Source organism: Microbacterium sp. Marseille-Q6965 (assembly GCF_946151065.1).
Classification (GTDB): domain Bacteria; phylum Actinomycetota; class Actinomycetes; order Actinomycetales; family Microbacteriaceae; genus Microbacterium.
In genome coordinates this window covers 363,862-370,856 of the sequence record NZ_CAMGZA010000003.1, presented here as the reverse complement: position 1 = coordinate 370,856, position 6,995 = coordinate 363,862, and the positions used below count along the sequence as shown (strand labels likewise).

Below are 6,995 nucleotides of genomic sequence, written 5' to 3'. Positions count from 1 at the left end.
GGGCGGGAGATGGCCGCGGCGATCGCCCGATGGCCGGCTCTCATCGGGCATCCCGTGCAGCCCGTCCTGACGGCGGTGTGCGACATCGATCCACGCGCTCTGGAGTGGTTCGGGGCGCTGCCCACCGTCGAGCGCACGACGACGGACTACCGCGAGCTGCTCGACGACGAACGCGTCGACGTCGTGTACGTGGCGGTGCGGCACGACCTGCACGAGCAGATCTACACCGACGTGATCCGGTCGGGCAAATCGCTTCTCGCCGAGAAGCCGTTCGGCATCGACGGCGCGGCGGCGCAGGCGATCCTCACGGCGGCGGGCGACCACCCGGAGAGCTTCGTGCGATGCTCCAGTGAGATGCCCTTCTTCCCCGGGGCCCAGGCCGCCATCGAGGTCGTGCGATCCGGCGCGCTCGGCGAGCTGATCGAGGCCCGCTGCGGATTCCTCCACGCGAGCGACCTCGACCGCGACAAGCCGATCGGGTGGAAGCGTCAGGCGCGGTTCTGCGGCGAGGCCGGCGTGATGAACGATCTCGGGCTGCATGCGTGGCACGTGCCGCTGCGCCTCGGGTGGGACCCGGACGAGGTCCTCGGCATGCTGCAGAACATCGTCACCGAGCGGCCCGGTCCCGACGGCGAGCCGGTGCCGTGCGACACGTGGGACAACGCGGTCGTCCACGCCCGCATCTCGCAGCCGGGCGGATCGCCCTTTCCGCTGGCCGTCGAGACGAAGCGCATCGCGCCGGGTGAGAAGAACACGTGGTACTTCGAGGCGATCGGCATGGACGGTGGAGTGCGCTTCTCGACCAAGCGCCCGAAGACCGTCGAGGTCTTCGGCGTGGGACACATCCCGGGTGTCGGGCGAGAACAGCTGTGGCAGCGGATGGACGTCGGCAGCCAGTCGGTGTGGCCGACCGTGACGGGCGCGAACTTCGAGACGGGGTTCTCCGACGCCATCCTGCAGATGTGGGCGGCATTCCTCGCCGAGCGCGAGGGGGCGCTCGGCGACCGTTTCGGGGCGGCCCGCCCCGGGGAGGCGGCCCGCACGCATCGGCTGTACGAGGCGGCCATCGCCTCGCACACCTCCGGGTCCTTCGAGCGGGTAGGAGCGAGCACATGACGACAGCACCGGCGCGACCGCGATTCCTGGCGCCGAACCCCATCGACCACTTCTATCGCGGGGGCGACCGCATTGCGGCCCTTCGCGGGTTCACCCAGGCGCATGAGCACCAGCCCGAGGAATGGCTCGGGGCCACGGTCACGCGCGCGGGCGCCGAGGAGTCCGGCGTCGGGCTCGCGCGCACGACCGACGGCGAGCTGCTACGCGACCTCGTGGTCGCCGACCCGGGCGCCTGGCTCGGTGAGCACGCCGAGGCGGCGTGGCGGGCGGGCGACACCGGCGTGCTCGTGAAGCTGCTCGATGCGCGGCAGCGGCTCCCGGTGCACGTGCACCCCGACCGGGCTTTCGCGTCCTCTCACCTCGCGTGCCCCTACGGCAAGACCGAGGCGTGGATCGTCTTGGACGCCGAGCCCGGGTCGACGCTGCACGTGGGGTGGCGCGAGCCGGTCGACGGCGCGGAACTGGCGCGCCGGCGGGACGCGCAGGACTCGTCCTGGATGCTCGAGCGCATGCACCGCATCGAGGCGCGGCGGGGCATGGGGGTGCTCGTACCGGCGGGGACGGTGCACGCCATCGGGTCGGGCATCCTCGTGGCCGAGGTGCAGGAGCCCACCGACTTCTCCATCCTGTTGGAGTGGTCTGTCACGACCGCCACGCGCGAGGAGTCTCACCTGGGGCTCGGGTTCGACACCGCCATGGCGGCCGTCTCGCTGTCGGCACTGGGCTCCCCGCGGGAGCTCATCGCGCTCACGGACCTCGATGCCCCCACCCCGGGGGTGACGGCGCTGTTGCCGCCCGCCGCCGAGCCCTACTTCCGCGCGCATCGGGCGGGCCACGGCGCCCGCGTGGAGGCGGGTTTCGCCATCGTGCTGGCGCTGGAAGAGGGCGCCATCGAGGGTGCCGGCGGCGCGCTCGAGGTGCCGCGCGGGGGCGTCGTCGCGGTCCCCGAGGCCTTCGGATCATGGCGGGTCGCCGGCGCGGATCTGATCGTCCACCGGCCCGGCGCGGGGTGGCCGGCGACGCTGGGCGCTCCCGGCGTCGCGTGAGCTCGCGCGGCCCCGCTCGCGCGAAATGCCGAAAACGGGGGCCCGTTGTCAAGCCTCTCGTGGCCACCCTGCGCACGCCCCTAACGTGTAGTCATCGGGCACCGAGCCCGCACGAAAGGAGCTGACACATGAGCTTCATCGCTTTCATCATCCTCGGCCTCATCGCCGGCGCCATCGCCAAGGCGATCCTCCCGGGCGAGCAGGGCGGCGGCTGGATCATGACGCTGATCCTGGGTGTCGTGGGCGCGCTGGTCGGCGGCTGGATCGGCACGGCCATCTTCGGCGTCGGACTCGAGGAGTTCTGGAGCCTCGAGAGCTGGCTGCTCGCGATCGGCGGATCCATCGTGGTCCTGCTGATCTGGGGCCTCATCACCGGGAACCGGAGCCGTTCGCGCTCCTGACCCCGCGCCACGTCACGCGAACGGGCCGTCGCACATCCTCGGATGTCGGCGGCCCTTTCGCGTGCCCCCGGCGAGCGCTCAGCCTGCCCGGCGGAACCACACGGTTCCGAGCGGCGGCAGCGCCACCTCGGTGATGCCGCCCTCCGGCACCTCGACGCGCCCCAGGTTGCCGACGCCCGAGCCGCCGTAGAGGTCGGCGTCGGTGTTGAGGACCTCGTCCCAGGTGCCCGGCTGGGGAAAGCGCAGGCGGTAGCGCTCGTGCGGCTCGGCAGCGAAGTTGCTGGCACACACGAGCAGCGATCCGTCGCCGTCCCGCCGGGCGAACGCGATCGCGTTCGCCGCCGCGTCGTCGGCCACGATCCATTCGAAGCCCGACGGCTCGGCGTCGCGGGCCCACAGCGCGGGCGTCTCTCGGTAGCGCGCGTTCAGGTCGCGCACGGTCTGCCGCACGCCGGCATGGTCGGGCAGGTCGAGCAGCCACCAGTCCAGCTCGCGCGACTCGGCCCACTCCGACTCCTGACCGAACTCGCCGCCCATGAACAGCAGCTGCTTGCCGGGATGCGCCCACATGAACGCCAGGTAGGCACGCAGCGTGGCGAGCTGCCGCCATCGATCACCCGGCGCCTTGCGCAGCAGCGACGCCTTCCCGTGCACGACCTCGTCGTGCGAGAGCGGCAGGACGTAGTTCTCGCTCCACGCGTAGGCGAACGAGAACGTGATGTCGTGGTGGTGATGCGCACGGTGCACGGGGTCGCGGCCGATGTACTGCAGCGTGTCGTGCATCCACCCCATGTTCCACTTGAACCCGAAGCCGAGCCCGCCCGTCGATGTCGGCTTCGTCACGCCCGGCCAGGCGGTGGACTCCTCGGCGATCGTCACGATGCCCGGCACGCGCCGGTAGACCGTGGCGTTCATCTCCTGCAGGAACTGCACCGCTTCGAGGTTCTCGTGCCCGCCGTGCACGTTGGGCGTCCACTCCCCCGGTTCGCGCGCGTAGTCGAGGTACAGCATGGAGGCGACACCGTCCACGCGCAGGCCGTCGGCGTGGAACTCCTCCAGCCAGTAGAGGGCGTTGGCGTACAGGAAGTTGCGGACGGGCGGGTTGCCGAAATCGAAGATGTGGGATCCCCACTGCCGGTGCCAGCCGCGTTGCGGGTTGGGATCCTCGTACAGCGGCGCGCCGTCGAAACGGGCGAGGGCCCACTCGTCCGTCGCGAAGTGACCGGGCACCCAGTCCAGAATGACGCCGATGCCGGCCGCGTGCAGGCGGTCGATCAGCAGGCGCAGCCCATCCGGGTCGCCGAGGCGGCTGTCGGGCGCGTAGTAGCCCGTCACGTGATAGCCCCACGATCCGCCGAACGGGTGCTGCATGACGGGCATGAACTCGACGTGCGTGAAGCCCAGGTCGGCCACATAGGCGACGAGCTCGTCGGCCAGCTGCTCGAACGTGCGCCCGCGGCGCCACGAGGCGAGGTGCACCTCGTAGATCGACATGGGGCGGTCGGTGTGGCCGCGGTCGGCCTCCGCCGCCCGCCGGGCGATCCACTCGGCGTCGCTCCACTCGTGGGTGGACTCGAAGACGACCGAGGCGGTGAGCGGCGGCACCTCGGTGAACGACGCCATCGGGTCGGCCTTCTGACGCCACACCCCGTCGGCCCCCAGGATGTCGTACAGGTAGCGCGTGCCGGCTCCCACGCCCGGCACGAACAGCTCCCACACACCGCTCGAGCCCAGCCGGCGCATCGGGTGTTCGCGCCCGTCCCAGTCGTTGACGTCCGCCTTCAGCCGGACGGCCCGTGCGCGGGGCGCCCACACGGCGAAGGCCGTGCCGGTCACATCGGGGGCGGCGCCGAGGCCGTCGAACGTGTGCACGTGCGCGCCCAGCACGCGCCAGAGCCGCTCGTGACGCCCCTCCTCGATGAGGTGGATGTCGAGGTCGCCGAGCGTGGGCAGGAAGCGATACGGGTCGTCACGCTCGTTCACGAGCGCTTCCGCCCCCTCGCCGTACGACGCCACCACGCGGTACGGCGGCACGTCGCCCTCGGCGATCCCCGGCTCGAGCGGGATGACCCCCACCCACACGCCTTCCCACTCGTGCTGCAGCTCGATCTCGTGCCAGCCGTCGGGGAATCGTCGGGTCGGCAGCGCGAGGTACCGCAGCCGCACGGCGGTGGCGAGGCGCCGCAGCACCCTCACCGTCACGCCGCCTTCGTACGGGTGCGGGCCCAGCACCGCGTGCGGATCGGGGTGCTCCGCCGCCGCGATCGCCGCCAGCTCCTCGGTGTCGACGGGCAGGATGTCGGCGGCGGTCACGGCGCCGGCCTCACCGTCAGGATGTGCGCGACGTCGCCCGTCGGGTCGAGGCGCACGTAGGCGTCGGAACCCCACGCCCACTCCGATCCGGTCAGCTCGTCGTGCACGACGAAACGATCGGGCAGTCCGGCCGCGTCCAGATCCAGGTGCACGACCGTCTCGCGGGCGGCGTGCGGGTCGAGGGTGAGGACGACGATGACGGTGTCGTCCCCGTGGGTCTTCGAGAAGCACAGCACGTGATCGTCGTCCGTGCGGTGGACCACGAGATTGCGCAGCAGCTGCAGCGCCGGGTGGGAGCGGCGCAGCTCGTTGAGGCGCGCGATGTACGGCGCGAGGGTGCGTCCCGTCGCCTCGGCGCCCGCCCAGTCGCGGATGCGGATCTGATACTTCTCGCTGTCGAGGTACTCCTCGCTTCCGGGGCGCACCGCAACGTGCTCGTAGAGCTCGTACCCGGCGTACATCCCCCAGGTCGGCGTCGCCATGGCCGCCAGGGTGGCCCGGATGGCGAACATCGCCGGCCCGCCGTACTGCAGCGTCTCGTGCAGGATGTCGGGGGTGTTCACCCAGAACGCGGGGCGCATGAGGTGGTCGGTCTCGCGGGAGACCTCCCGCAGGTAGTCCTCGATCTCGCCCTTGGTCACGCGCCACGTGAAATACGTGTACGACTGGTGGAAGCCGACGGCTCCGAGCGTGCGCATCATGGCCGGGCGCGTGAACGCCTCGCTGAGGAAGAGCACGTCGGGATCGGTCTCGCGGATCCGGCCGAGCAGCGTCTCCCAGAACATCACCGGCTTGGTGTGCGGGTTGTCGACGCGGAAGATCCGCACGCCGTGGTCCATCCACACCCGCAGCACCCGCTCGACCTCGGTCAGCACGCCGTCGAAGTCGTCGTCGAAGAAGAGCGGGTAGATGTCCTGGTACTTCTTGGGCGGGTTCTCGGCGTAGGCGATGGACCCGTCGGCGCGGTGCCGGAAGAACGACGGGTGCTCCCGCACCCAGGGGTGATCGGGGGCCGCCTGGAGCGCCAGATCGAGGGCCACCTCGATGCCCAGGCGGTTCGCCCGCCGCACGAAGTGGTCGAAGTCGGAGAACGTGCCGAGGTCGGGGTGGATCGCGTCGTGCCCGCCGTGGCGGGAGCCGATCGCCCACGGCGACCCGGGGTCGTCGGGTCCTGGCGTGAGGGTGTTGTTCGGTCCCTTGCGGTTGACCTCGCCGATGGGGTGGATCGGCGGCAGATACAGCACGTCGAAGCCCATCCCGGCGACGCGGTCGAGGCTCTTGGCCGCGGTGCGGAACGTGCCGCTGACGACCTTCTTCGTGCGCCGGTCCACCCGGGCGCCCTCCGAGCGCGGGAAGAACTCGTACCACGCGCCCGCCAGCGCCCGGCGCCGGTCGGCGTAGAGCGGGAAGGGGCCCTCCACCGTCACGAGATCGCGCAACGGGTGCGTCTCGAACAGCTCGCGGGTCTCGGGGCCGGTCAGCACCGCGAGGCGCGCCTCGGCGGGGCGGTCGCCGCCCATGGCCGCGGCGAGCGCGGCGGCATGCGCCGCGCGGTGCGGCGCAGCGAGGGCATGCTCGCTCGCGATGCGCTCGAGCAGCAGCCGTGCCTCGAGGAACATCAGGTCGACGTCCACGCCGGCGGGGATCTTGAGCGCCGCGTCGTGAGTCCAGGTGGCCAGCGGATCCGAGAACGCGCGCACCTCGAAGGCCCACGTGCCCTCGGCATCGGGCGTGATCCACGCCTCATAGCGGTCGGTGCCCGGCGCCCGCTCGCGCATCCGCACCGCCTCGCGGCGTGCGCCGTCCGGTCCGATCGGCACCACCTCGGCGCCGAGGCGGTCATGGCCCTCGCGGAACACCGTCGCGCGCACCGGCAGCGGCTCCCCGACCGTCGCCTTCGCGGGCCGCGCTCCCCCGTGGACGACCGGATGGACCTCGATGACGGGAATGCGTCCGACCATGGCACCAACCTCCCACATCCCCTCCGGCCCGACCAGCTTCTTGCGCCGCGCGTTCGCGACGGTGTAGCCCGGTGCGCGACGGCCGTTCTGCCCGGGCATCCGCTGCCCGGGCTCCCGGGGCTCGGCGCCCGGTTCACTGTTCACGACCCGTCACCCGG

General features: G+C 71.7%; 4 protein-coding genes and 1 pseudogene. 3 read left to right on the top strand and 2 right to left on the bottom strand.

Annotated elements, in window-relative coordinates; genetic code table 11:
* The 3 genes from N8N77_RS10770 to N8N77_RS10760 form a co-directional block, all read left to right on the top strand.
* Window positions 1–1,116 (top strand): Gfo/Idh/MocA family protein (locus N8N77_RS10770; protein ID WP_261166856.1); only part of this gene is annotated, 1,116 nt, incomplete at its 5' end.
* Window positions 1,113–2,162: a class I mannose-6-phosphate isomerase gene (locus N8N77_RS10765; protein ID WP_261166855.1), complete on the top strand. Its 1,050-nt coding sequence runs from the start codon at window positions 1,113–1,115 to the stop codon at window positions 2,160–2,162. The genes N8N77_RS10770 and N8N77_RS10765, both read left to right, overlap by 4 nt.
* 128 nt (window positions 2,163–2,290) lie before the next feature.
* Window positions 2,291–2,563 carry a GlsB/YeaQ/YmgE family stress response membrane protein gene (locus tag N8N77_RS10760; RefSeq protein WP_261166854.1) on the top strand — a complete coding sequence of 91 codons (273 nt, stop codon included), beginning with the start codon at window positions 2,291–2,293 and terminating at the stop codon, window positions 2,561–2,563.
* 78 nt (window positions 2,564–2,641) lie between these two features.
* On the opposite strand, the pseudogene glgB reads toward N8N77_RS10760, so the two are convergent.
* Together glgB and N8N77_RS10750 are read right to left on the bottom strand one after the other, a co-directional pair.
* Window positions 2,642–4,876 (bottom strand): annotated as a pseudogene (glgB, locus tag N8N77_RS10755) (1,4-alpha-glucan branching protein GlgB); the annotation flags it as partial.
* Window positions 4,873–6,981 (bottom strand): alpha-1,4-glucan--maltose-1-phosphate maltosyltransferase, encoded by a 2,109-nt coding sequence (locus tag N8N77_RS10750; protein WP_314732525.1) that lies wholly within the window; start codon window positions 6,979–6,981, stop codon window positions 4,873–4,875. The pseudogene glgB and the gene N8N77_RS10750, both read right to left, overlap by 4 nt.
* Between the last annotated feature and the right edge of the window lie 14 nt (window positions 6,982–6,995).